Here is a 23,200-nt window from a genome sequence, read left to right as displayed (position 1 = left end):
TTCAGTCTGGGCGTATAGCAATACGCCCTTCAGCGGTTCTGTGGTTCTCGGTTCTGCACTCACAGGCCTAGCGCGGCCATTTGCTGCTCGGCGCGCACACGCCACGCCGATGCCGGCGCGCTGTCGGCGGCGTGGATGAGCGCCTGGCGGGCGGGGGCACGCTCGCCTAGTGCGGCGAGCGCGCGACCGAGGTAATAGGCGGCCTCGGCATCGCCGGGGGCAAGCTGAAGCGCGTGATCGGCGGCGGCGCGCGCCCCGCCGGGGTTGGCGCAGCTCAGCTCGGCGGCGGCCAGCGCGGCCCAGGCGCGTGGGTCGTCGGGCAGGGCGCGCGTCGCGGTGGTGGCGGCGGGCTGGCCGCTGGCGCAGAGCTGAAAGTCGGTGTCGACATAGAAGCGCGCCAGGGCCAGCGCATAATTTCCGCGCTGCTCGGCCGGGGCGTCGCGCAGTGCCTGGTGGTAGGCGTCGGCGGCGGCAATATAATCGTGCTGAGCGACGTACCACTGGCCCCAGGCCAGATGCGTGTCGGGCGAGCGCGGGGCCAGCTTGCGCACCATTGCAAGCTCGCGGCGGGCGGCTTCGTCGTCGCGATTGTTGAGCAGGGCGAGGGCCAGCAGGGCACGGGCGCGGAGCTCGGCTGGGTTATCTGCGGCCAGCGACTCAAGGCGGCGCAGCCCTTCGGCGCGGTCGCCCGCGCTCCAGCGCGTGTAGGCGGCATAAGCTGCTGCCGCCAGCGCGTTCGGGCCACGCGGGTCGACGGCGGCGAACTGAGCCTCGGCCAGGGCATAAAGCCGCGCCCCGAGGTAGATCTGCCCGAGCAGCTGCGGGCGTTCTGCGGCGGGCGCATCCAGCGCGGCAGCGATTTGCCCAGCGCTGGGTGTGGCGGGCGGCAGGAGCGGCGCAACCCACATGCTTGCGCGGGCGACCGGGCCAGCGGGCGCTTCGGCCAGCAGCGTGCGGGCGGCTGCCGGGTCGCTGGAGGCGCGCAGCAGCGCCAGGCGGCTTTGCGCCAGCGCCCGGCCGGACGGGGGCATACCAGCCGCCAGCGCGGCGTGGTAGGTGGCCTCGGCACCGGGGTAGTCGGCGCTGTTAAGCAGCAGCTCGGCGGCCAGCAGGTGGCGCACCCCCGCCAGCGGCGAATCGTCGCTGATGCGCGCCCAATATTGCTGGGCCTGGCCAGCATCTCCGGCGCGCGCGGCCAGCTCGCCCTGGTAGAGCCGCAGGAGCGCACTGTCGTCGGCGGCAGGGCCGGCGCGCACCACACCAAGAAATGCGCTGTCGGCGGCTTCGGGCTCGGCGCGCAGGGTGGCGACAATTCCCAGGCGCAGCCAGGCGGGCGCGAGATTGGGCTGCTGCCCGGCCAGCGCCGCATAGGCCCCGCGCGCCTCGAACAGGCGCCCAGCGGCGAACAGCGCGTCGGCCTCGCGCAGCGCGTCGCGTGGGTTGCCGGGCAGAGCGGCGCGCGCGCTTTGCGTGAGCAGCCAGGCCGCGCCAAGCAGCACGATTGCGGCGCGCAGTATTCGGATGGTGCGAGAAGCCATTGCGTGCACGCACACCTCGCCTGGTCTATGAGCGGGCGTATACAGCGCGCCGCTGGCGTGGAATGATAGCGAGTGCGCGCGCGCACGTCAACTGTGGCGGCGGTCTGCGCGTATCTTTCGGGAAAGGATGTGCGTTCATAGGGTTAAATAGTTTCATTCCGCGCAAGGCCACAATTGTCGCTGTATAATGTGGGGCGCTGCAGAGGCGGCGCTGCTTGAGCGGAGGGGAAGGGGGCGTGTATGGCGCACAGCATTCCTGCAAAACCGATCATGGTTGTGGACGACGACCGTGCGATTCTTGACATGGTCTCCGAGTTGCTCGACTACGAGGGCTACCCGGTGATTGCGGTTTCTGAGAGCCGCGACGCCGTGACATGGGCCAGCGATGAGCAGCCCGCCTTGATTTTGCTCGATATGATGATGCCCGAGATGAGCGGCTGGCAGGTGCTGGCAGCGCTGCGGGCCAACCCCACGACGCTGCACATCCCGGTGGTGCTGCTCTCGGCCCGCCACGATTTGTCGGCCCTGGCCGAAAACCTCAAGGTCGAAACGTTCCTCGAAAAACCATTTGAGATCGACGATTTGCTCGACGTGGTGCGAGTGCGCCTGGCGGCGTAGGGCGTTGCGGGTTTGCAGGTTGCGGGTTAAAGGTTTGCAGGTTGCAGAGCCAATCCCAAAACCCCAGACCCTCAACCCCAATGCTTTTGCAGGTTTGAAGGTTGTAGGTTACTGCGAACTGCCCACTGCCCACTGCCAACTGCTACCTGCACGCCCAGCCCTGCCCCATTCGGCGGCGGGGTTTTGTTTTGCCCCGAACTTTGCGTTGCCACAAGACGCTGCCCGGCCGACCACGCTATTTGACAAAAAGAAGCCCTCGCTCTACTGTGGCGCGGCAATGGTGCTGTGAAACAAGGAGGCGAGCGTGGCATCCTACGACGCGATTATTATTGGCGGCGGCCACAACGGGCTGGTGGCGGCCTGCTACCTGGCGCGCGCTGGCTACAAGGCGCTGGTGCTGGAGCGCTACCATACGGTTGGTGGCGCGGCAATTACCGAGGAAATTCACCCCGGCTTTCGCGTGTCGGTGGCCTCGTACTCGATGAGCCTGATGCGCCCCGAGATTATCGAAACGCTTGGGCTGGCGCGCTATGGCTTCGAGGTGTATCCCAAGCAGCCATCCTACTTCATGCCCTTTCCCGACGGCGAGCACTTGTTCCTCTACGCGGGCGACCGCGAGCGCAGCAAGGTGGCGATTGCGCGCTTCTCGCAGCGCGACGCGGCGGCCTACGACGCCTGGGAAGATTTCTGGGATCGCTGCTGCGACATCATCGAGCCGACGCTGATGCAGCCGCCGATCTCGCTTGGCGAGCTGGCCGAGCGTTTCCACGCAGCCGGTTGCGCCGACGACTTCCGCCGCCTGATGCTGCTGAGCACCACCGACCTGCTGAACGAGTTTTTTGAGAGCGAGCGGGTGAAGGCGACTATGGCCCCGCAATCGCTGATTAGCACCATGGCCGGGCCGGGCACGCCGGGCTCGCCGTTTGTGTTTCTGGTGCACGCGATTGGCCGGGCGATCCAGGGGCGGCGCGGCATCTGGGGCTATGTGAAGGGCGGCATGGGTACGGTGACGCGCACGTTGGCAGCGGCGGCGCGCGACCTGGGCGTGGAAATCCGCACCGAAGCGCCTGTAGCCGAGGTGCTGGTGCAGGGCGGCGTCGCAGCGGGCGTGGTGCTGGCGAATGGCGAAACGATCCGCGCGCGTGCCGTGCTTTCGAACGCCGATCCCAAACGCACCTTCCTGGGTCTCACGCCCGCCAGCGCGCTGCCCGCTGAGTTCCGCCAGCGCATCGAGCGGAACTACCGCATTGGCGGCACGGTGTTCAAGCTGAACCTGGCGCTGGATGAGCTGCCGCGCTACACTGCCGCGCCGCCCGATGTTGCGCCCGAAATCTGCTCGCGCGCCACGGTTGATATTGCGCCGTCGCTGGCCTACCTTGAGCGCGCGTGGGACGACTTCAAGACCGGGCAGCCTTCGCGCGAGCCGTTCATCGAGATCTTCTCGCAGTCGCCCACCGACCCGACGATGGCCCCGCCCGGCAAGCATGTGCTGTCGTGCTTCTGCCAGTATTTCCCCTACGAAGTGGCTGGCCGCAGCTGGGACGATGGTCTGCGCGAAGAGGTTGCCGATCGCATCGTGGCGAAGCTGGCCGAGTACGCGCCGAATATCACGGGCGCGGTGATTGCGCGCCAGATGCTTTCGCCGCTCGACCTGGAGCGGCGCTTTGGCCTGACGGGCGGCAATATCTTCCATGGCGAAATGACACCCGACCAGAGCTTTAATTTGCGCCCGCTGGCTGGTTGGTCGGACTACCGGACGCCGCTGGCGGGATTGTACCTGTGCGGGTCGGGCGCGTTCCCCGGCGGTGGCGTGACGGGCATTCCCGGCCACAACGCCGCGCAGGTGGTGATTGGGGAACTGGGGGCGGACACGTAGGTCCGCCTGGACGCAGTGATATTCGATGATTTTCTTGGAGCTTCATTGGTCGGGGCGGACCTGCGTGTCCGCCCGACGTTGAGAATCAATGATTTGCAGCTCTAATTTCAGCCAAGCAAACCCCGCATCCTCCCGATCAAACATTCCGAGCAGGGAGTCAAACCCTACGCCCTCCTGATCAAACCATTCGAGCAGGGAGTCAAACCCTGGACGCGCGGATTCAAACCTCACGCCCTCCCGATCAAACCTCGCTCCCTGCTGATCAAACCCCGGTCGCGCGGAGGCAAACCGCACGCGCTCCCGATCAAACCTTCCGTGCATGGAGTCAAACCCTGCGACCTCCTGATCAAACCCTCCGCGCAGGGAGTCAAACCCCCAACGCGTGGAGTTAAACCCTGTGGGTGTGGAGGCGAAGCCCAGATGCAACCATGATGACAATTTTGAAATCGATGCGCGAAAAACGATGTGGCGCACGTTTGCTAGATGATCGAGATAAACGCTAGTATGCAACCATAATAGCTATACTGCGTAGATCACAGCAACAATCCGCCTATCGATTGAGAATGTTCCTTCGGCACTGGGCCTGCCTGGCTAGGATTATTCGCCACACCTGCAAAGGAGCGCCGCGCAATGGATCCAATCATCACCCCGCTTGTGCTTACAGTCCTTGGCAAACTCGCCTCCGATGTCATTGCCGACGCCTGTAAAGACTACTTGAAAGGCGACGTTCTTTCGGTATTGGGCTGGTTGGAGAAGCTAGGCGAGGGCGACAAAGTTGCACTAGCCTACCAGGATGCCATGGAGCGAGCATATGCGGTGTGCCTCGACATGCTGCTGCAAAACCTCAAAGCGCTGGGCCTGAACGACGACGAGCTGAAGGAATATGCAGCGTCGCTGAAGAAGTTCGTGAAAGACAAGCGCGTTGCCGCAGAATTGCTCAGTGCCATTCGCGAGCCGGAGCGCGCCGACTTACCTTCAGCCAACCTTCTGCGCGAACGTTGGGAAGCAATTGGCGGCCTTGAGCTGCCATCGGACCTGGTCTGGCAAGGTGTAGCCAGGGCGTTTCGCCGCCAGGCCACCAAGAACGCGCTCCTTTCGCCCGAGCTGCGCGAGCTGTTGAATGCGCAGAACATACAGCAAGTGAAAGAGCTGCTCGAACGCCAGGTCGGTGTCCCAACGCCTGTTCAGATAGATCGCTACCGGCAGCGCATGCGCTTGAAGTACGCACCAGTGGACCTGGCGAATGTTATGCCAGCTACTGCCGACGACCCCGGGCGTATGGTAATTCGCGATGTGTTTATTGCGCAGCATGTACGCGAAAACCCACCGCCAGTCGAGCTGCCAAAGGATGTACTGGCGCTCCTCGGCAAAGATGGGCAGAGCAATGCCGATGCAGAGAAGGAACACGAATTAGATACGCGTCAGATCGAGCAGTTGCGCGCGGCCTATGGGCGACAATCGCCGCGCCCAGTGCTGGATGTGATCGCTGCACCGGCTAACCGCTTGCTAGTCATTACCGGCGAGCCAGGGGCGGGCAAATCGACACTGCTGCGCTACCTGCTGACTGGCATCATTGAGCCACCGCTTGATCCACAGAGCGGTCAACCGTTTCCCTGGACGCAGGCATTCAAGGATGCGTTCCCGCTGTTGATCGAGCTGCGCGATTTTTATGGCCAGCGCCAGAAGAATGAGTGCGACAGCTTTCTGGAATATGTTGGCTATATGGGCAAAACCGAGCAATGGTTTCTCGACGCCCAGGCAGCCGAAAACTACCTGAATGATGGGCCGGCTCTGGTGATGTTCGACGGCCTGGATGAGATTTTCGACCCGGTGGACCGCCAGCGCACCATGCACGAAATCGCCGGCTTTGCCATGCGCTACCCACACGCCCGCATCATCGTAACCTCGCGCCCGGTGGGCTACAAGCCGCATATCCTGCGCGAAGCCGGTTTTGCCCACTTTGGCCTGCAAGACCTTGACGATCAGCAGATCAACACCTTTATTCGCGGCTGGTTCGCGCTAACCTTCCCCCAGGATGTCGTGCGGGCAAAACAGCGCAGCGAGCGCGTACTTGGCAGCGTAGAGCGTTCGGCCTCGCTGCGGCTGCTGGCAGGCAACCCCATGCTGCTGACAATTATGGCGCTGCTGGCACGCGAAGCCGAGCTGCCGCGCGAACGCGTGAGTTTTTATGAAAAGGCGGTTGAATCCCTGTGCCATCATTGGGATGTCAACCGCCATCTCGATTTGCCGGATGATGCCTACCTCAAAGCCGATGACAAGAAAAAGCTCTTGCGGCGGGTGGCGATGCGAATGCAAAGTGGTATGGGAGGGCTAAAAGGCAACTTCATTCAGGAGCATGAGCTGGAACAAGAGATCCAGGCATTCTTGGTTGATGACCTGGGGCAGACTGATCGTGTTGGCGCCAAACAGGCCGCCAATCGCGTCATCCAACAACTACGCGAGCGCAACTACATTCTTTGTCTGCGTGGTCCGCAACTGTATGGCTTTGTCCACCGTACCTTTCTGGAATATTTGACCGCGACTGAATATGTTCTACGCTTTGACCGGCAGCCACAAACATTGACGCTTGAAGACCTGCTCGCCTTGTTTGAGCAACATTGCCGCGACGACGAGTGGCGTGAAGTGCTGCGCTTAATTTGTGGGCAAATCAATGAACAGTATGTCGGAAATATTATTGAACGGCTAATCGCGCTAGTCAATCAGACGGCTTCAGATGGTGGATCTGAAAGTACAACACCTATTTTACCGTTGGCGATTCTTTGTCTAAGTGAGGCGCGCAACAAGAGCAAACTTACTCGGATTGGCAAAGATTTGTTAGAGCAAGCCGTCATAATTTATCGTAAGGATAATTCTACAGACATATATGAAATGCTTGTGGCCGCTCAGGAACTAGGAACACAATGGCCTTCAGGCGAGCAGATTGCACCTATTGCAATGTCAATCGCAGAGGAGCTTTCACACCAGGGTATGCTCTATTGGCCTCAATTCGTTGCAGCCTTACATCCTAACAAGGCATTGATCTATAAATTTTTGGATGCGCCATCTTATGCTTTGCGCTGGGATGCGACTGAGGCATTAGCTAACCACTGGCCAGATGATGAAACCTATAAAGTACTTAGTGTTTGCTCTTTCAAAGATGAACACCCTAACGTTCGTGGGAGCGCGCTTAGTATGCTGGCGGAAAACTGGAAGGACGAGCGGACGCGTCAGCTTCTGGTCGAGCGTTCAGTCCAGGAGGTGGAAGCAAGTGTGCGCCGAACGGCGCTTGGAGCATTAGCGGAGGGCTGGCAGGAAGAGAAGACACAGCAACTGCTCGCAGAGCGTGCGGTCGAGGATGTTGATGCGTATGTGCGTAGTGGGGCGCTTGAGCAGTTGGCAGCGGTCTGGCAGGAGAAGAGGACGCGTCAGTTTCTGGCCGAGCGTGCGGTCGAGGATGTTGATGCGTATGTGCGCCGCATAGCGCTCGAACAGCTGGCTCAGGGGTGGAAGGAAGAGGGGACGCGGGGGCTGCTAACCGAGCGCGCGGTCGAGGATGCTGATGCAGGTGTGCGCCGCACGGCGCTTGAGCAGTTGGCTCAGGGGTGGAAGGAAGAGAGGACGCGGGGGCTGCTAACCAAGCGCGCGGTCGAGGATGCTGATACAGTTGTGCGCCGCATAGCGCTCGAACAGCTGGCTCAGGGGTGGAAGGAAGAGAGGACGCGGGGACTGCTAACCGAGCGCGCGGTCGAAGATGCCGATGCAGGTGTACGTAGCACCGCGCTCGCATGGTTGGCGGTAGGTTGGCAGGAAGAAGGGACGCAGGGGCTACTGACCGAACGTGTGGTCGAGGATGCTGATGCAGGTGTGCGCCTCACTGCGCTTGAGCAGTTGGCTCAGGGGTGGAAGGAAGAGGGGACGCGGGGGCTACTAACCAAGCGCGCGGTCGAGGATGCTGATGCAGGTGTGCGCCGCACGGCGCTTGAGCAGTTGGCTCAGGGGTGGAAGGAAGAGGGGACGCGGGGACTGCTAACCGAGCGTGCCGTCCAGGATGCTGATGCAGGTGTGCGCCGCACAGCGCTGGAACAGCTGGGTCAGGGGTGGAAGGAAGAGGGGACGCGGGGACTGCTAACCGAGCGTGCCGTCCAGGATGCTGATGCAGGTGTGCGCCGCACAGCGCTGGAACAGCTGGGTCAGGGGTGGAAGGAAGAAGGGACGCGGGGACTGCTAACCGAGCGTGCCGTCCAGGATGCTGATGCATATGTGCGCAGTGGTGCGCTTGAGCAGTTGGGTCAGGGGTGGAAGGAAGAGGGGACGCGGGCACTGCTAACCGAGCGTGCGGTCAAGGATGTTGATGCGAATGTGCGCATTACGGCGATTGAGCAGTTGGGTCAGGGGTGGAAGGAAGAGGGGACGCGGGGACTGCTAACCGAGCGTGCGGTCAAGGATGTTGATGCATATGTGCGCAGTGGGGCGCTTGAGCAGTTGGGTCAGGGGTGGAAGGAAGAGGGGACGCGGGGACTGCTAACCGAGCGTGCGGTCAAGGATGCTGATGCATATGTGCGCCGCACGGCGCTCGAACAGCTGGGTCAGGGGTGGAAGGAAGAGGGGACGCGGGGACTGCTAACCGAGTGTGCGGTCGAGGATGCTGATGTAGGTGTGCGCCGAACGGCGCTCGAGCAGCTGACGGCGCTCTGGAATGATGAGCAAACCCAGTCACTTCTCCAGCAGGAGGCTTGCGTAAATGGATTTGCAGCCACGCATGTTGGCGCGAAACATTCAGAGTTTGGCCGGATAGTGTTTACACGCGACCTGGATGGTGTTGAGCCCTACCTCGACCCAACCGAACCGGTGCCGCTGGAACATATTGAAGAGGCAGCCAGGGCTTGCAATATCGCTGAGGAGGACATTATTGAGGTTGTGCGCGTGCTCTCTGCGCATATGGGCTGGGATATTACGCAAGGCTCGGCAGCAAATGTGCGGGAAGCGCCGCCTGAAACCTAGTCAGGTGCGGATCGCTGCCTGCACTTTTGCATGCGCTGGCTTAAGTATCGCTCAATGTGAGAGTGTAAAATAAGCTGTGTAAGAGATGCGTCCTGAGAAGAGCCAGTTTGCGGTATACTACCGCCTCTCGCTGGCCAAGAAAAGGATGACATCATGCCTGACAAACGACCAACGACTGATGCGCGACAAACGCCAGAGACGACTGACAGGGAAGCCGCTTCCGCGGCTCCAGTAACGATGCCATCGGTCGAGCGTGTGCAGCAGGAGCTGGCTAGCGCGACCAGCCTGGACGATTTCTTTGGTAAGGAGGGCATTTTCGCACGGCTCTTCGCGAGCACGCTCGAGCAGATGCTCGAAGCCGAGCTTACAGCCCATCTTGGCTACGAGCCCTACGCTCCACAGGGGCGCAACTCGGGCAACAGCCGCAACGGCAAGCGCACGCGCTCGCTCCGCACTTCGACTGGTGATACCACCATTACCGTGCCGCGAGACCGCAACGGCTCCTTCCAATCGCCACTGCTCGAGCCGTATCAGACCAGCACCAACGAACTGGAAGACAAGATCATCGGCCTGTACGCCAAGGGCATGTCGGCACGCGATATTCAGGCCACCCTCAAGGACCTCTATGGGGTTGAGGTGTCGGCTGCGACGGTCAGCACCGTGACCGACAAGGTCTGGCATCTGGTGGAGGCGTGGCAGAACCGCCCACTGGCCGCGATCTATCCGATCGTGTACCTCGATGCGATCCATCTTAAGCTGAGACGTGATGGGAAGGTGCTGAACACGGCCGTCTACATTGTGCTTGGGATTGATCTGGAGGGCCAGCGCGACGTGCTTGGACACTGGGTCGGCGACGGGGCCGAAGGCGCCAACTTCTGGCTCTCGGTCGTGACCGACCTGCAAACACGCGGTGTGAGCGACATCTTTTTGGCCTGTGTTGATGGGCTGACAGGGTTCAAAGCAGCCATTCAAGCCGTCTTCCCTCGGACACAGATCCAGCGCTGTATCATCCACCAGATACGGCACAGCCTGACGTACGTGACCTGGAAGGACCGCAAGGTATTTGCGCGTGACCTGCGGGCGATCTATCAAGCACCGACGCGCGAAGCGGCGGAGACCGAGCTGCTCAAGCTGTCAGAGAAGTGGGGAGCGATCTACGCCGTGGCGGTCCGCTCGTGGGAGACCAATTGGGAAGATCTGGCGACGATGTTCGACTATGGAGCCGAGATACGGCGTCTGATCTACACTACCAATACGATTGAGGGCTACAATCGGCAGCTGCGCAAGGTGACCAAGACCAAGGGCGCCTTTCCGACCGCCGAGGCGGCACGCAAGCTGCTGTTCCTGGTCACGCGCGATATCACCCGCAAGTGGACGATGCCGCCGCAAAACTGGGCCAGTATTCTCAACCAGCTTGCCATTCGGTTCGAAGGCCGCTTCCGGGCCTAATCCTAACGGACGCCATTTACACAGCCCGTTAGACAGACTCCTCAATGTATGATTCCTGCGTGAAGAATATCGCCTTTCGCAATGTTTTTGCTACAAACCAACGTGTCTTTGCGTCTTGAAATAGTATTACCCAACGTGCTATATCCTGTAGCAGCACAACTTGCGTGCGCATTTACCACTACAAAGGAATAAAGTATGCCCACAAAGAACTTCCCAACCGACACGTTCGAGCAGGCAACCATGGTACTGGCCGCCTGCAAGCAGATCGATCCGACGCTCAACGTCGGCAATGCCAGTCTGGCTGCCTTTGGCACCCAGCTCGACCAGGCCGAAAGCATCCAGGCGCAGATTGCCGAGCTGGAATTGCAACTGATCGACCTGCGCGTCCGCCGCGACGACCAGCTCGCCGCGATCTGGGAAGTGGTGAAGCGCGCACGCGCAACCATCAAGGGCATTTATGGAGACGATTCATCGCAGTACGAAATGATGGGTGGCACGCGCATGAGCGAGCGCAAGAAGAGTATGCGCCGCGCCGGGACAACTGCGCCCACTATGTAGGTTGCGATCACCGCTGCGCGAGCATATTCTTGGCTTGTCTCAATAACCCCGAAAGCCCGCGCAGGCGGGCTTTGCCATATGTAGCCCGCTGCTTTAGCGGCGGGCGCAGCGCGAAAGCCGAAGTATTTATATTGCCCCATACGCAAAAATCGCACCCCACACTCGTTAAGATCATGTGAAAAGCAGGGAGCTTTTCCTCCCGCGCAGCGCCCAATTCCACGAGATTCCGTCACCGCAGTTTCACCGCAGTCGGGCCGCACTGATACCGCAGTGCGGCTTTGCTATGCTGTGCACAGAAATACGGCACGCGCCGCCTGGCTTATCGGCATAGCGAACAAGGAGACTGCGATGATGACATTGAATGCTGGCATGAACCACTCGCAGCACGGCGGCGAAGGCCGTGCGCGCACCACTGGCGAGCGCCTTGTTGGGCCGACTATGGTCGACCCACGCGCGCTGAGCCTGGGCGCGCTGGCGCAGCGCTGCATCGTCGAGAGCGAGCACTTCTACCGCGGCCGCCCGCACGATACCGCCTTTGCCTACGAGCTGTTCCGCCGCGCGCTGGCCGAGCGCAACGAGCAGGCGTGGGAATATGTCTACCAGCAGTACAGCCCACTGGTCGATAGCTGGGTGCGGCGCAGTGGCGCGTTTGCCGGCTGTGGCGAAAGCAGCGAGTATTTCGTTGGCGCAGCCTTCACCAAGTTCTGGCGCGCAATGTCGCCCGAGCGCTTTGCGACCTTCGGGACGGTGGCGGCGCTGCTGCACTACCTGCAGCTCTGCACCGGCTCGGTGGTGATCGACAGCGTCCGCGCACAGTCGTGGTCGGAAATGGTGGCCGAAGAGTCGCTGACGCCCAGCCAGATGCCGCAAAGCTCGGCCGACGAGGAAGCGCTTGAGCGCGTGCAGCGCGGCGAGTTCTGGCAGGAAATTGGCGACCTGCTGAACGACGATGCCGAGCGCGCCGTGGTGATCGGCTCGTATGTGCTGGGTCTGAAGCCGGGCGAGATCTATGGCGAGCGCCCCGACCTGTTCAGCAATGTCAACGACGTGTATAACGTGAAGCGCAATGTCCTGAGCCGCCTGGGCCGCAACAGCGACCTGCGCCAGCGCATGGGCTATGCGTAGTGCCTGTGGAGAGGGGATGGGAGATAGGGATTGGGGGGTGGGAAGAGCGCAATGGGTCGGGATGCAGCCACATCCCGACCCATTGCGTTTTGCCAACATTATGACCAGAGTGATTACTGGGGGTTTGTCGTCCTAATTCACTGGTATTCCCACCGCAGCATTTGGCTGCCTGGTGCCCTGAGCGAGTTACTAGACGCGCAGGAGCGCGCCGTCGGCACGGGGCTTAGCGCGCGCTGGTGACGGTGGCGCGGCGGCCGTTGCTGGCCCAGGTGATTGTGCCGTTCAGGCGCTCGTGGAAAAGCTGCGCGCCGCCAACTGCGCGGTCGCGAAAGCTCAGCTCGGCGGGGTCGGGCGCGCTGGCCCCGTCGGTGAAGATGATTGCGCGCGGGTGCATCGCCGCCACTGCGTCATTGCGCGGGTCGTACTCCCACGGAAAGGCCAGCATGTCGGCGGCGCGCTGGCCAACGGCACCTGCGAGGGCGTTCTGGTCGAGCACGGCGCTGGTGGAACCGTACTCCAGCCGCAAGAGCATCCCACCTTCTTTTCCTTCCCCAATCGCTAAAACCCGCAACTGCGCACCACCAAAGGCAAAACGCTGGCCCGCCTGCGCGATGTGAATGGGCGTGCTGTCGGCGCGCAGCAGGCGCTGCCACTCGGCCATCAGCGGGCTGCGCGAACTTGCTGGCCCGGCAATCGCCAGCCGCGCGTGGTAGCGCCCGAGCGCCGCCACCTGGCCGGGCAGGCGCTCGCTGCCCGCACCCGTCAGCACCACGGCGTCGAGCGTGCGCTGCCAGAAGGGCATGTGTTTGCCGAGCGCCGCCGCCAGCGCGGCCGGGTCGCTGCCGCCGTCGATCAGCACATAGCCACCGGCGGGCGTTTGCATGAGCACGGCGTCGCCGGGTGTTTCGAGAAAGATCACGCGCAGGGTGCCGTCGGGCCAGGCGCGCCATGCGAGCGTGCCGAGGGCAAGCGCCAGCAGTGCGGCGTAGCGCAGCAGGCGGTGGCGGGGTTGGGTGGCAGGGGATGTGTTCACGGCAGGCTCCTTGTGGCGTTATCTGCCGTATTGTAGCGGGCGGGCGTTACCGCGAGGAGTCAGGATTCAGGAGTCAGGAGACAGGAGGAAGCAGGAGGCAGTGGGCAGCCGGCAGTAACTTGGAGCCTGCAACCGTATGGGGTTTAGGGTCTGGGGTTTTGGGATTGGCGCTACAACCTACAACACCACAATCTCCGTGACTCTGTGTCTCTGTGGTGAATCTTCTGGTCGTCAGTTGTCAGTCGTCGGTCGTCGGTCGTCTGTAACCCGCACGGTGATCAGCAGGCGAAACAGGGGGCGCGCTTCGACCTGCGCGTGTGGCAGGCCCGCGGCCACGGCAAGTGCGTGCGCTTCGGGCAGGGTGTAGGCGCGCAGCACCGAAAGCGGGCCGTCGTGGCGGGCCATGGCGTGCCAGGGGCCAAGCGCCAGCGCGCGCGCGCCGAGGTAGGGCAATCGGCCGCGCCGCAGGTCGTTGACGATCACGCCACGGCGGGCCACGCGCGCCAGCTCACGCAAGAGCGCGGCGGCAGCGGGCGGCTCGAAGTGGTGCAGGGCCAGCGAGCAGGTGACGAAATCGACGGCGCGATCGGCGAGCGGTATGGCGAGCGCATCGTGCTGGACGAGCGGGAAGCGCCCGCCCGCCGCCCATGCCCACAAGAGCACCTCGCGCAGGCGGTCGGAGGCGAGCGGGCGCAGGGTGTAGCCCAGGCGGCGGGCGCGGGCAGTGAGTATGCGCGGGCCATCGGCACCGCCCGCCGCCACGTCGAGCAGGGTGAGTGGAGCGACAGTCGGCAGCCTGCGCAGCATGGGCCGGAGCGCGCGCCATGTCAGGGCGGTGCCGCCCAGCCAGCGGTCGAGCGAACGAAGATCGCGCAGGTTGTCGTCCAGCGCGGCGGGGTCGGGCGCAGGCGCGTCGAGCAGTTCGGGTTCGCTGCTGCGCGGCAGGGCGGGGAAAAACGGCATAGCGCGGTTCTACTCGCCTTTCAGGTGGAAAATCACCAGCCGGTGGCCGTCGGGGTCGCGCGCGTCGAAGGTGCGCCCAAACGACTGATCGACCGGCTCGCCCAGCACCTCGGCGCCGGCCGCCTGCATGGCTTGCCACGCCGCGTCAACATCCTCCACCTCAAAGCCCAGCTCGATGCCCTCGCACGCGGCCGGCGCAAGCCCCATCGCGTCGGCGTCTTGCAGGCTGATGGTGCAGCCGCCCGCGAGCAGCAGCGCCATGGTCGGCGGGCCGCCGCGCTCCTCGGGTTCGGCTAAACCAAGCACCGTGGTGTAAAAGGTTTTCGCGGCCTGGACATCGCGAACCAGCAGGTTGATATTGTTGATGCGTGTGCGCATAATCTCTCCTTCTCCGCGCCGGCATTTCTCGCCATAATCGCAACAAACGGATAAGCCACAGAGAACACGGAGGGCACAGAGCGTTTGGCTGCCGAAATCATTGGGCACATTGGGCAGCACAATAGAAAATCGCGCTCCTTTGTGTCTTTATGTCTTCGTGGTTTGGCGCTTCTTACGCAGCGCGCTACTGCACAATGCCTTTGGTGACCTGCATGAAAATATCTTCCAGGTCGCTCGACTGCTCGGCAAAGCGCGTGACAACCACGCCGCCGCCGATCAGCGCGGCCAGCAGTTCGCCCATGCCCGCTTCGTCGCCAGTGTAATCGACCAGCAGGGTTTGTGGCGGCTCGCCTTCTGGCGCGGCCTCGGGCGGAGCGGCTAGCTCGGTCTCTGCGGGTGGGGCTTCTGGGGCGGTCTCAGGTGGCGCGGGCGCGGCTGCCTCGGCGGGAGTTTCTTCGCGGCGCAGGCCCAGCACGTCGGCGCGCGGGCGCAAGAGCGCCTCGGCCTGCCCGATGCCGCGCAGCACGCGCACCTCCAGCGTGCGGTGCGGCTGCAGCGAGCGCAGAATGGTCTGCACATCGCCCGCGGCCAGCAGCTTGCCGCGCTCGATGATCGCAATGTGTGTGCACATCTCGGCCAGCTCGGTCAAAATATGCGAGCTGATCATCACGGTTTTGCCGAGCGCGCGCAGTTCTTTTAGCAGCTCGCGCAGCTCAATGCGCGCGCGCGGGTCGAGCCCGCTGGCCGGCTCGTCGAGAATGAGCAGCGCCGGGTCGTGAATCATGGTGCGGGCCAGGCTCAGGCGCTGCTTCATGCCACGCGAAAGCCCCATCACAAAATCGTCGCGCTTGTGGCTCAGGTCCACCAGCTCCAGCAGCTCGCCGATCATGCTGCTGCGCCGCCCGGGTGCCACGCCGTAGGAGCGGCCAAAGAAGTCGAGATATTCCCAGACCTTCATGTTATCGTACACGCCAAAGAAATCGGGCATGAAGCCAACGACTTTGCGCACTTCCAGCGGCTCGCGCAGCACCGAGCGGCCCGCCACCCAGGCTTCGCCGCTGCTGGGCGTGAGCAGCGTGGTCAGGATGCGCATGGTCGTGGTTTTCCCCGCGCCGTTCGGCCCAATAAAGCCGAAAATCGCGCCCTGCGGCACTTCCAGGGTCAGGTGATCAAGCGCCAGCGTCGAGCCATAGCGGCGCGTGAGGTCGCGCGTCTGCACAATTGCGGTCATGGGGCCTCGCTTTTATCTGCTGCGCCGCTAGTGTACCACAGGACGCCCCAGCGCGCCCCAACCGGTGATTTCCTATGGTACACTGACCGGCGCACCGCCGACCATCAGAAAGCCGTATCTGCCGTGGCTACCCAGCAAGAACCGCATGCCAACCTGTTGTTGAACGAACATCCGCGCCTGGTGTTCAGCACCGAGCTCGATAGCGCCGAGCTGCTGCGCGCCCTGGCGCGTCCCGGCGTGCTGGAACTCTTGAGCGCGCAGGGCTATGGCGTGGCACTGATGCTGCCGCGCTTCGACGAAACGCGTATCGAGGCGGCGCGGCTGCTGGCCCGCCACAACATCGATGTGGTTGCCAGCCTGTGCCTGCCGCCCGAAGAAGGCTTTGCCTTCAACTTGCAAAACTACCCGCGCGCTTTTGAGCACTACAGTGCCTTTCACGCCTGGGCGCGCGCTAACGGCCTGCGCTTTGCGGCGGTGAGCCTGAACATCGAGCCGCCGCTGGAGGACCTGGCGCTGGGTGAGCGGCCGGGCAGCTTTGGGCTGGCGCGCGCGCTCCTGCGGCGGCTGTGGCTGGCGCGCGAAAATATCTTGTACCCGTCGGCGCAGAATGCCTACGGCGAGCTGATCGTCACCATGCACCTCGACGGCTACGAGGCGCATGTCTTCCAGATGCCGGTCATTGCCGACGACCGTCGCGCCGGCACCTCGCTGTTGCAGCGCGCGCTCGACATCGTCGACCTGCCCGCCGACGTCGATGTGCTGATGTGCTCGAGCAGCCTGCCGCTCGACCCGTTTCGCAACGACCTGGGCGGCGCGCTGATTGCCAGCTATGGCGCGGGCGCCGACGCGATCAGCATTGGCAGCGCGGGCGACGGCGACCCCGACGCCGAAGGCTACACGCCGCTGCCGTGGCTGGCGCTGCGCCGTGATCTGCTGCTGGCCGCGCAGCACACCGAGCTGATTTATGTGTACTCGCTGGAAGATTGCGTGGCGCGCGATCTGCTGCCGCGCATCGTTGCGCTCGATTGGGACGCGCCAGCGCGCCCAACCGTGCGTGGCCGCGCCTTGATCGGCGTGCTGCGGGCGGCACTGTTTGGCACGCTGTTTGTGGCGCGTTTCGGCCTGGGGATGCTGGCGTGGGCTGGCTGGGTGGTTGCGATTGTGCTGTGGTGGCGCGGGCGGCGTGGCAGCCGGGGCGGCGCTAGTGAAGATAATAATAAATTTGTCTGATCCAGAACTCCAGGCCATTCCAGAGCAGAAAGCTGGCGGCTGCGATCAGCGCCGCACGCCCAGCCCACCCGCGTTTCCATAACTGATCAAGTGCTGGCCCGCCGCCTAAGCAGAGCGCCGGGTAGAAGAAGGCCTGCCAGCGCACGCCCTGGCTGGCAAACAGCAGCAACCCCAGCGACAGCACGGTGCCGGCCCACCAGGCGCTCAGCAGCGTGCCAATGGCCGGCTGCGCCCAGGCGTGCGCCCAGCGCCGTGTGCGCACGCCCGCCAGCACGCCGCCAATTGCCCCAAGCCCCACCAGCAGCACAGTCAGTCGCAGCACAGTCGTCCGGTTGATCTGGTCCTGCACCTTCTTCGCAAGGCTGGCGCTGGCGGCACCGGGCGAGCCGAGCCGCGCCAGCAGCACGTCCAGCAGCGCGGTGTAGTAGAACAGCACAATCAGCGCGGCCACCAGCGCGCCGCCCACCAGCAGCGCGCGGGCAGCCAGGCGCGTGGCTGGGCGCAGCATCCACGCCAGCAGGAGGGCGGCCAGCACGCCAAACAGCGAGATCGTCACGCCCAGGTGGCCGATCAGCGCGATTCCAAGCAGCGCCGCCAGTGTCACGCGCGCGTGGCGCGTGCCCAGATCGCGCGCCTGCACCCCGGCGTAGAACAGCAGCGGCAGCGCCAGCGCTTGCCCCGCAACATTGGCAAACTCGCCCACCGAGAGCGAGCTGAGCATCGGGCCGGGCAGGAGGTACAAGCCCGCGCCAAGCAGCGCCGCGCGCTCGGAGTAGCCGCCGCGCCGCAGCAAAAACCAGATCAGCGCCAGCGCCAGGCTGTCGGCCAGCGCGTTGCCGACTTTGATCAGCGCATTCAACGCGGCGTCGCCGCCGGGAAGGGCAAGCATTGCGGGCGCGAGCAGCAGATACTGGCCGGGCGGGTAGGGCGCATCGCCGCCGCCGGCCTCGGAGGGCAGCCCTTCGGTGAAGTAGATTTCGCCGCGGGCAACGCCTTCGAGGTTATGGCGGTTCAGCCCCAGGTCGCTGAAGATCGCATAGGGGTGCAGCACGCCGCCCAGGCGCAGCGCCAGCGCCAGCAGCACCAGCGCCACAATCAGCGGCTGCCGGCCCGCGCCCACGGCTGGCATCAGCCAGCGCCGGTAGATCGCGTCGCCCAGGATGCCAAGCAGGTAGCAGCCCGCCAGCACCAGCGCCAGCGGCGGCGTGGCCAGCGCAAGCCCCACCCGCGCCCACACCAGCAGCGCCGCGCCAAGCGCCGCCAGCAGCAGCACGCACCAGAATGCGCCGCGCACCCGCCACACCAGCCGCCGCGCCAGCAGGTAGCCCAGCACCAGCAGCGCGGCCATCAGCGCAAGCTGGCCCGGCGCGGGCACCATGGGGCCGGTGTCGGGCTCAACCGCCATCTCATACAGCACCATGCCCAGCACACGCCGGTCGGCGGCATTGGGCAGCGCCGGGGCATCCAGCGCCAGCCGCAGGTCGCCGGCCGGGGTGGCGCTGGCTTCGAGCGCATACAGCACTGGCCGCCCATCCACCTGAATGCGGATCGGGCCGCTGCCAGCATCCCACTGCGTCTGGATCGCGCTGCCATCGGGGCGGCCACTGGTGGCGCGCACCCGCACATGCCAGCGCCCGCCGCCCACCCCCGGCAGCACAATCTCGGAGTGTTCCCTGGTCCAGCGGTAGGGGGTGATCTCAGGGTTGTCGTAGAGGCTTTTTGGCTCGGGGTCGTTGAAATCGCTCAGGAAAGGGTCGTCGTGGCGCTGGTGGCGGGTGGCCTGGTTGCCGCCAATGTCGATCTGGTAGGCGAAGGGTGCCTGGTAGGCCAGCGCCCACAGCGCCAGCCCGATCAGCAGCGCCAGCCACAGCTGCGGCTCGCGTGCGAACTGCGCAAGCAAGCCAAGCTCGTGCCGAAGCCATGCGACAATGCTGCGAAGATCGCGCATGGGCCTACTTCTGTTCCCAGCCGATGATCACCGCGCCAACAACTACCACAAACGCCCCAATAATGCGGCTGAGCGTTATGCGCTCGCCGATGACGAAGTGCGCAGGCAGCAGCGCAACCACGTAGCTGAGCGCCAGCAGCGGGTAGGCAAACGAGAAGTCGGCGCGCGAGATCACGCCGAGCCAGAACAGCGCGCCACTAAAGATTAGCGCAAAGCCCAGCACCACGCGCCATTCGGTAAAGGTGCGCAGCAGCACCGGCAGCGAGGCGTTGAATGCCCCTACGTCGGCGCGCACGGTGTTCATGCCGAGCTTGAGCAGCACCTCGCCAGTGACGGTCAGGCCGATTGCTACCAGCAGTAATATATAGATCAGCATATTTCGTCTCGCTGTCATGGGGTTTGTAATGCTCCGTGACGTGGCGCGCTCGCAGCACCGCGCACTGTTTCCTGGCCGCGCCGGGTTGCCTGGTGGCGCTATTGTAGCACCAGTCGGGCTGCACACGGTTGCCGATTGCCTGGCTCTTCGCTACAATGTGTGCCACGCCGCCCGTTTATATGGGTAGCGGCAGGTGTGCGCCGGTCAGGCTTTGCCTGGCGCGCTGGTGTTGCCCCTGGTCGCTGTTGTGTCGCGCTTCATCATACGATCAGCATGAATCTATTCTCACTCTTTTTATTTTTACTGACGTGCTCGACAATTATTGCGGTGGGGTTGATTTTCAGCGCGCTGCGCCACCGAATTGTGCGCGGCGCATTGCAGTTTGCAATTATCCTTGCCGGCGAAAGCGCCTGGATGCTCGGCTATGGCGGCGAGCTGCTTTCGCAGAGCTTTGCTGGCAAGCGTTTCTGGGATAATCTGCAGTTCACAGCCGTCGATATTGCGACGCTTGGCATCTTCCTGTTTGCCTTGTTCTACACCCAGCGCGAGCACACTGCGCGCCAGCTTGCCCCGCTGCTTCTGGTCGAGCCGGTGGCGAATGCGCTGCTGGTATGGACTGATACCCTCCACCACCTGGTGCGCACGGCCCCGCAGCTCGACACTACCGGGGCCTTCCCGGCGCTCGTCTATACCTACGGGCCGTGGATGTGGCTAACGCTTGGCTACACCTATGCGCTCGATCTGATCGCGCTTGGCCTGCTGCTGCGCCATTTGCAGCACTCGCGCTGGCTGTACCGCCAGCAGGTTCTGGCGGTGAGCTGCGGCTTCCTGGTGCCGCTGCTTGGCTCACTCGTCACTGTGCTGCGGGCGGTGCCAATTCGCGGCATGGAAGGGCTCGATCTTTCGCCGATCACCTTTGCGATTGCCAACCCGATCATTGCCTGGGGCGTGTTTCGCTACCGCCTGCTGACGCTTGCGCCAATTGCGCGCCACTATGTTGTCGATCAGATGGGCGATGGAATGGTTGTGGTCGATATGAACGGCCACGTGATCGACCTGAACCCGGCGGTGCATGCCGGGCTGCGTGTGCCAGCCGAGGAAGCGATTGGCATGCCGATCAACCAGGTGCTGATGGGCTGGCACGACTTGCTGGAGCGCTACCGCGATGTGCATGTCGCGCGCGACGAGATCTCGCTCGTTGCCGACGGGCACACGCTGCATTTCGAGCTGCAAATTTCGCCGCTCACCGACTGGCGCAACCACCAGTCGGGCCGGCTGGTGATCTGGCGCGATATTACCAGCCGCAAGCGCGCCGAGCAGCAGCTCGAGCTGCAGCGCCAGCAGCTCGAAAATAATGCAATTGCGCTGCAGGAAGCCAAAGAAGCCGCCGAGGCCGCCAGCCAGGCCAAGAGCCTGTTTCTTTCGACCATGAGCCACGAGCTGCGCACGCCGCTGACGGCGATTCTGGGCTACACCGAGCTGATCGAGGCCGAAGTGGAGTACGGCGAGTTCGGCAATCTGGCCGCCGATATTCAGCGCGTGAAAACCTCGGGCCAGCACCTGCTGAATCTGATCAATAGTGTGCTGGAATATTCGAAGATCGAAGCGGGCAAGCTGGTGCTCGATCATGCGCTGTTCGAGGTCGATCACCTGATCACCGAGCTTGGCACGGTGGCGCGCCCGCTGATCGAGCATAATGCGAATAGCTTTGTGCTCGATGTGCAGGATGGCCTGGGCCTCCTGTACGGCGACAAGCTGCGGGTGCGGCAGGTCGTGCTTAATTTGCTGTCGAATGCGGCCAAGTTCACCAGCGCGGGCACGGTGACGCTGCGCGTGGCGCGCGAGGCATTGCCCGGCGGCGAGTGTATGGTGTTCGAGGTGCGCGACACTGGGATTGGCATGCGCGCGGAGGAGATCGAGCAGCTTTTTCAGGAGTTTACGCAGGTGAGTGTTGAAGGCCGACGCTCAGGTGGCACTGGCCTGGGCCTGGCGCTCAGCCGCAAGCTCTGCCAGCTGATGGATGGCGACATTGAGGTGCGCAGCCAGGTGGGCGCTGGCTCGGTGTTTCGGGCGCTCATACCTGCGCGCGAGGCGCCTGCCCCGGAAGCGGCTGCGGCCATTGGCAGCGAGAGCTAGCGCGGCGCCAAGAACCGCGGAACCGGGAACCGCGGAACCACAGAACCAAGAATCGAGAACCGTAACCACGAAGGCACGAAGGCACGAAGGAGAAAGAAAACCTGTGAACCCGCAAACCTAGAACCTGCCAACTCCGTGGTAAATTTTCGGCCCTCGCTCGTTGGTATCAACCTGCAACTGGCGTATGCGATACGCCCCGGCGGCAACCTGCAACTGGCGTATGCGATACGCCCCGGCGGCAACCTGCAACTGGCGTATGCCGCCCGAAGCTTGCCCTACGCCACTCGGTCGAGCACATAGACCTCGTAGTCGCAGATGCCGCTGCGCATGAGGTAGTTGCGCCGCACGCCGAAATGCGGGGCCAGCAGCGCGCGGTACTCGCTGTCGGTGCGAATGTAGCCGCCGCGATCGAGCCAGTGCATCAGGTGACCGCCCACGTTCCACGGGTCGGGCGGCGGTGTGTCTTCCATCACCAGCATGGTCGCGCCGGGCTTCATCACGCGGTGCAGCTCGGCCACGCTGCTGCGCACCAGCTCGTCGGGCATGTGGTGAAACACGCCCAGCACCAGCGCGGCGTCGAACTGGGCCGGCGCGAGGCCAATTGCCGCGCCGCTGGCCACCGCAAAGCGCCCGGCGTGGTTCCGGCCGGCAAAGCGCACATAGTAGCTGGCCAGATCGACGCCGGTGTAGTGCGCGGGCGGGAAGCATGGCGCAAACTCGCCAGTGCCGCAGCCGAAATCGAGAAACTCGCGCTGGCCGGCATCGCGCCACGGGTCGAGCTCGCGCGCGATCACCTCTTTCTCGCCGTGAAAGCCAGCTTCGACCACGCGGCGCAGGATGTTCCACGCCTGCGGGTTCTTCGATACGCCATCAAGGGCTTGCTCAAGCATAATATTTCCCCACAGCTACGCGCCAGGCCGGCGCGCGCGCATAACAATCGAAAGGCCGATCGGGAAGGAGCCGCCGCGCGCCAGCCATGCCGCCTCGGTGGCGAGCGGCCAGCGCAGCGCTTCATTCACCAGCGGCGCGGGCAGCGCCAGGTCGGAATCGCTGTGCTCAAGCGAGGGCATGGCCCGTTCGAGCAGGCGCTGCGCCAGCGGGATGGGAAAAAGCAGCGTGTTGATATATGAGCACCGTTCGACTTCGAGCCCGCCGGCCGCGATCAGCTCGCGGGCGCTGGCGACGGTGTAGCGGCGGCGGGTGTGTACTGCCCGGTCGTGCTTGCTGCGCAGGAATTCATAGGCGGGCAGGCGAATGAGCAGGCGGCCGCCCGGCTTGAGCACGCGGCGCACTTCGCGCAGGGCGCGGGTTTCGTCGGGCACGGCGCGGTGGTACAGCACGTCGAACGAGGTCACAAGGTCGAACGAGCCGTCGGCAAAGGGCAGATCGAGCACGGAAGCCCGCGCCAGCGCGCCCGGCACGCGTGGCCCGCCCAGCGCCAGCGCGTCGGCCGCCAGGTCGATCCCGGCCACGCGGCCGTAGCGCCGCAGAAAGCGCGCATTGCCGCCTGTGCCGCAGCCCGCGTCGAGGATCGCGAGGTCGTAGCGGCCGGCGAAGGCTTCGTCGAGCAGGGCCGCGCTGATTGCGCGCATGCCGCCATACCACCAGTGGCGATCTTCCACGGCCGCCATCACTTCATATTCGGCGTGTTCCATACTAACCGCTTGCTGTTGCCTTGCCGCGCCACCACGCGGGCGCCGGGCAGTGTACCAGAAGGGGCGGGGCTTGGCAACCTCCTGC

Annotated in this window: 18 protein-coding genes; 8 read left to right on the top strand and 10 right to left on the bottom strand. The window is 63.8% G+C overall.

All coding sequences use genetic code 11. From position 1 onward, the window contains the following. Positions 1-59 precede the first annotated feature (59 nt). Positions 60-1,538: a tetratricopeptide repeat protein gene (locus M1P90_RS19175; RefSeq protein ID WP_483696899.1), complete on the bottom strand. Its 1,479-nt coding sequence runs from the start codon at positions 1,536-1,538 to the stop codon at positions 60-62. Between the two features lie 240 nt (positions 1,539-1,778). Between M1P90_RS19175 and M1P90_RS19170 the strand changes: the two genes are divergently transcribed. Both M1P90_RS19170 and M1P90_RS19165 read left to right on the top strand, forming a co-directional pair. Next, a complete protein-coding gene (locus M1P90_RS19170) occupies positions 1,779-2,156 on the top strand; it encodes a response regulator (RefSeq protein WP_483696898.1) in 378 nt (125 codons plus the stop codon). A 304-nt stretch (positions 2,157-2,460) separates the two neighbouring features. Beyond that, a complete protein-coding gene (locus tag M1P90_RS19165) occupies positions 2,461-4,032 on the top strand; it encodes a phytoene desaturase family protein (protein ID WP_483696897.1) in 1,572 nt (523 codons plus the stop codon). Between the two features lie 42 nt (positions 4,033-4,074). On the opposite strand, the gene M1P90_RS19160 is transcribed toward M1P90_RS19165, so the two are convergent. After that, positions 4,075-4,506 (bottom strand): hypothetical protein, encoded by a 432-nt coding sequence (locus M1P90_RS19160; protein ID WP_483696896.1) that lies wholly within the window; start codon positions 4,504-4,506, stop codon positions 4,075-4,077. 156 nt (positions 4,507-4,662) lie between these two features. On the opposite strand from M1P90_RS19160, the gene M1P90_RS19155 reads away from it, so the two are divergent. The 4 genes from M1P90_RS19155 (at position 4,663) to M1P90_RS19140 (ending at position 12,165) form a co-directional block, all read left to right on the top strand. Further along, on the top strand, positions 4,663-9,033 hold the full coding sequence (locus tag M1P90_RS19155; protein WP_483696895.1) for a HEAT repeat domain-containing protein: 4,371 nt from the start codon (positions 4,663-4,665) through the stop codon (positions 9,031-9,033). Positions 9,034-9,186: 153 nt separating this feature from the next. Next, positions 9,187-10,482 (top strand): IS256 family transposase, encoded by a 1,296-nt coding sequence (locus tag M1P90_RS19150; RefSeq protein WP_483696894.1) that lies wholly within the window; start codon positions 9,187-9,189, stop codon positions 10,480-10,482. 195 nt (positions 10,483-10,677) lie between these two features. Beyond that, on the top strand, positions 10,678-11,040 hold the full coding sequence (locus tag M1P90_RS19145; protein ID WP_483696893.1) for a hypothetical protein: 363 nt from the start codon (positions 10,678-10,680) through the stop codon (positions 11,038-11,040). 348 nt (positions 11,041-11,388) lie between these two features. Beyond that, positions 11,389-12,165, top strand: a complete 777-nt coding sequence (locus M1P90_RS19140; protein WP_483696892.1) for an RNA polymerase sigma factor — start codon at positions 11,389-11,391, stop codon at positions 12,163-12,165. A gap of 223 nt (positions 12,166-12,388) precedes the next feature. Here M1P90_RS19140 and M1P90_RS19135 read toward each other — a convergent pair whose 3' ends face one another. The 4 genes from M1P90_RS19135 to M1P90_RS19120 all read right to left on the bottom strand — a co-directional run bounded on the left by M1P90_RS19135 (position 12,389) and on the right by M1P90_RS19120 (position 15,770). Further along, positions 12,389-13,198, bottom strand: coding sequence for a ComEC/Rec2 family competence protein (locus M1P90_RS19135; protein ID WP_483696891.1), 810 nt, complete (start codon positions 13,196-13,198; stop codon positions 12,389-12,391). A 231-nt stretch (positions 13,199-13,429) separates the two neighbouring features. Then, positions 13,430-14,161 carry a methyltransferase domain-containing protein gene (locus M1P90_RS19130; RefSeq protein WP_483696890.1) on the bottom strand — a complete coding sequence of 244 codons (732 nt, stop codon included), beginning with the start codon at positions 14,159-14,161 and terminating at the stop codon, positions 13,430-13,432. Positions 14,162-14,170: 9 nt separating this feature from the next. Further along, positions 14,171-14,539, bottom strand: coding sequence for a VOC family protein (locus M1P90_RS19125; RefSeq protein ID WP_483696889.1), 369 nt, complete (start codon positions 14,537-14,539; stop codon positions 14,171-14,173). Positions 14,540-14,723: 184 nt separating this feature from the next. Beyond that, positions 14,724-15,770, bottom strand: a complete 1,047-nt coding sequence (locus M1P90_RS19120) for an ABC transporter ATP-binding protein (protein WP_483696888.1) — start codon at positions 15,768-15,770, stop codon at positions 14,724-14,726. Between the two features lie 123 nt (positions 15,771-15,893). On the opposite strand from M1P90_RS19120, the gene M1P90_RS19115 reads away from it, so the two are divergent. Beyond that, positions 15,894-17,000, top strand: coding sequence for a hypothetical protein (locus tag M1P90_RS19115; RefSeq protein ID WP_483696887.1), 1,107 nt, complete (start codon positions 15,894-15,896; stop codon positions 16,998-17,000). On the opposite strand, the gene M1P90_RS19110 is transcribed toward M1P90_RS19115, so the two are convergent. Both M1P90_RS19110 and M1P90_RS19105 read right to left on the bottom strand, forming a co-directional pair. Further along, entirely contained in the window at positions 16,972-18,948 is a 1,977-nt protein-coding gene (locus M1P90_RS19110) for a hypothetical protein (protein WP_483696886.1), read from the bottom strand. The two genes, M1P90_RS19115 and M1P90_RS19110, sit on opposite strands and share 29 nt — an antisense overlap. A gap of 4 nt (positions 18,949-18,952) precedes the next feature. After that, positions 18,953-19,324: an EamA family transporter gene (locus tag M1P90_RS19105; protein ID WP_483696885.1), complete on the bottom strand. Its 372-nt coding sequence runs from the start codon at positions 19,322-19,324 to the stop codon at positions 18,953-18,955. Between the two features lie 273 nt (positions 19,325-19,597). On the opposite strand from M1P90_RS19105, the gene M1P90_RS19100 reads away from it, so the two are divergent. Further along, a complete protein-coding gene (locus M1P90_RS19100) occupies positions 19,598-21,460 on the top strand; it encodes a sensor histidine kinase (protein ID WP_483696884.1) in 1,863 nt (620 codons plus the stop codon). Positions 21,461-21,735: 275 nt separating this feature from the next. On the opposite strand, the gene M1P90_RS19095 is transcribed toward M1P90_RS19100, so the two are convergent. Together M1P90_RS19095 and M1P90_RS19090 are read right to left on the bottom strand one after the other, a co-directional pair. Next, the gene (locus M1P90_RS19095) at positions 21,736-22,350 is read right to left on the bottom strand and encodes a class I SAM-dependent methyltransferase (protein WP_483696883.1); all 615 of its coding nucleotides are present in this window, start codon (positions 22,348-22,350) and stop codon (positions 21,736-21,738) included. A 15-nt stretch (positions 22,351-22,365) separates the two neighbouring features. Further along, entirely contained in the window at positions 22,366-23,115 is a 750-nt protein-coding gene (locus tag M1P90_RS19090; RefSeq protein ID WP_483696882.1) for a class I SAM-dependent methyltransferase, read from the bottom strand. Positions 23,116-23,200 lie beyond the last annotated feature (85 nt).

It is taken from the genome of Kouleothrix sp. 19917, assembly GCF_057073505.1.
This window is presented reverse-complemented; position numbering and strand designations above follow the sequence as displayed.

Coding starts and splice junctions, on each gene's coding strand:
- M1P90_RS19110 (WP_483696886.1), bottom strand. CDS start 18,948: ATGCGCGATCTTCGCAGCATTGTCGCATGGCTTCGGCACGAGCTTGGC.
- M1P90_RS19170 (WP_483696898.1), top strand. CDS start 1,779: ATGGCGCACAGCATTCCTGCAAAACCGATCATGGTTGTGGACGACGAC.
- M1P90_RS19120 (WP_483696888.1), bottom strand. CDS start 15,770: ATGACCGCAATTGTGCAGACGCGCGACCTCACGCGCCGCTATGGCTCG.
- M1P90_RS19150 (WP_483696894.1), top strand. CDS start 9,187: ATGCCTGACAAACGACCAACGACTGATGCGCGACAAACGCCAGAGACG.
- M1P90_RS19095 (WP_483696883.1), bottom strand. CDS start 22,350: ATGCTTGAGCAAGCCCTTGATGGCGTATCGAAGAACCCGCAGGCGTGG.
- M1P90_RS19125 (WP_483696889.1), bottom strand. CDS start 14,539: ATGCGCACACGCATCAACAATATCAACCTGCTGGTTCGCGATGTCCAG.
- M1P90_RS19090 (WP_483696882.1), bottom strand. CDS start 23,115: ATGGAACACGCCGAATATGAAGTGATGGCGGCCGTGGAAGATCGCCAC.
- M1P90_RS19155 (WP_483696895.1), top strand. CDS start 4,663: ATGGATCCAATCATCACCCCGCTTGTGCTTACAGTCCTTGGCAAACTC.
- M1P90_RS19175 (WP_483696899.1), bottom strand. CDS start 1,538: ATGGCTTCTCGCACCATCCGAATACTGCGCGCCGCAATCGTGCTGCTT.
- M1P90_RS19145 (WP_483696893.1), top strand. CDS start 10,678: ATGCCCACAAAGAACTTCCCAACCGACACGTTCGAGCAGGCAACCATG.
- M1P90_RS19130 (WP_483696890.1), bottom strand. CDS start 14,161: ATGCCGTTTTTCCCCGCCCTGCCGCGCAGCAGCGAACCCGAACTGCTC.
- M1P90_RS19105 (WP_483696885.1), bottom strand. CDS start 19,324: ATGCTGATCTATATATTACTGCTGGTAGCAATCGGCCTGACCGTCACT.
- M1P90_RS19100 (WP_483696884.1), top strand. CDS start 19,598: ATGAATCTATTCTCACTCTTTTTATTTTTACTGACGTGCTCGACAATT.
- M1P90_RS19140 (WP_483696892.1), top strand. CDS start 11,389: ATGATGACATTGAATGCTGGCATGAACCACTCGCAGCACGGCGGCGAA.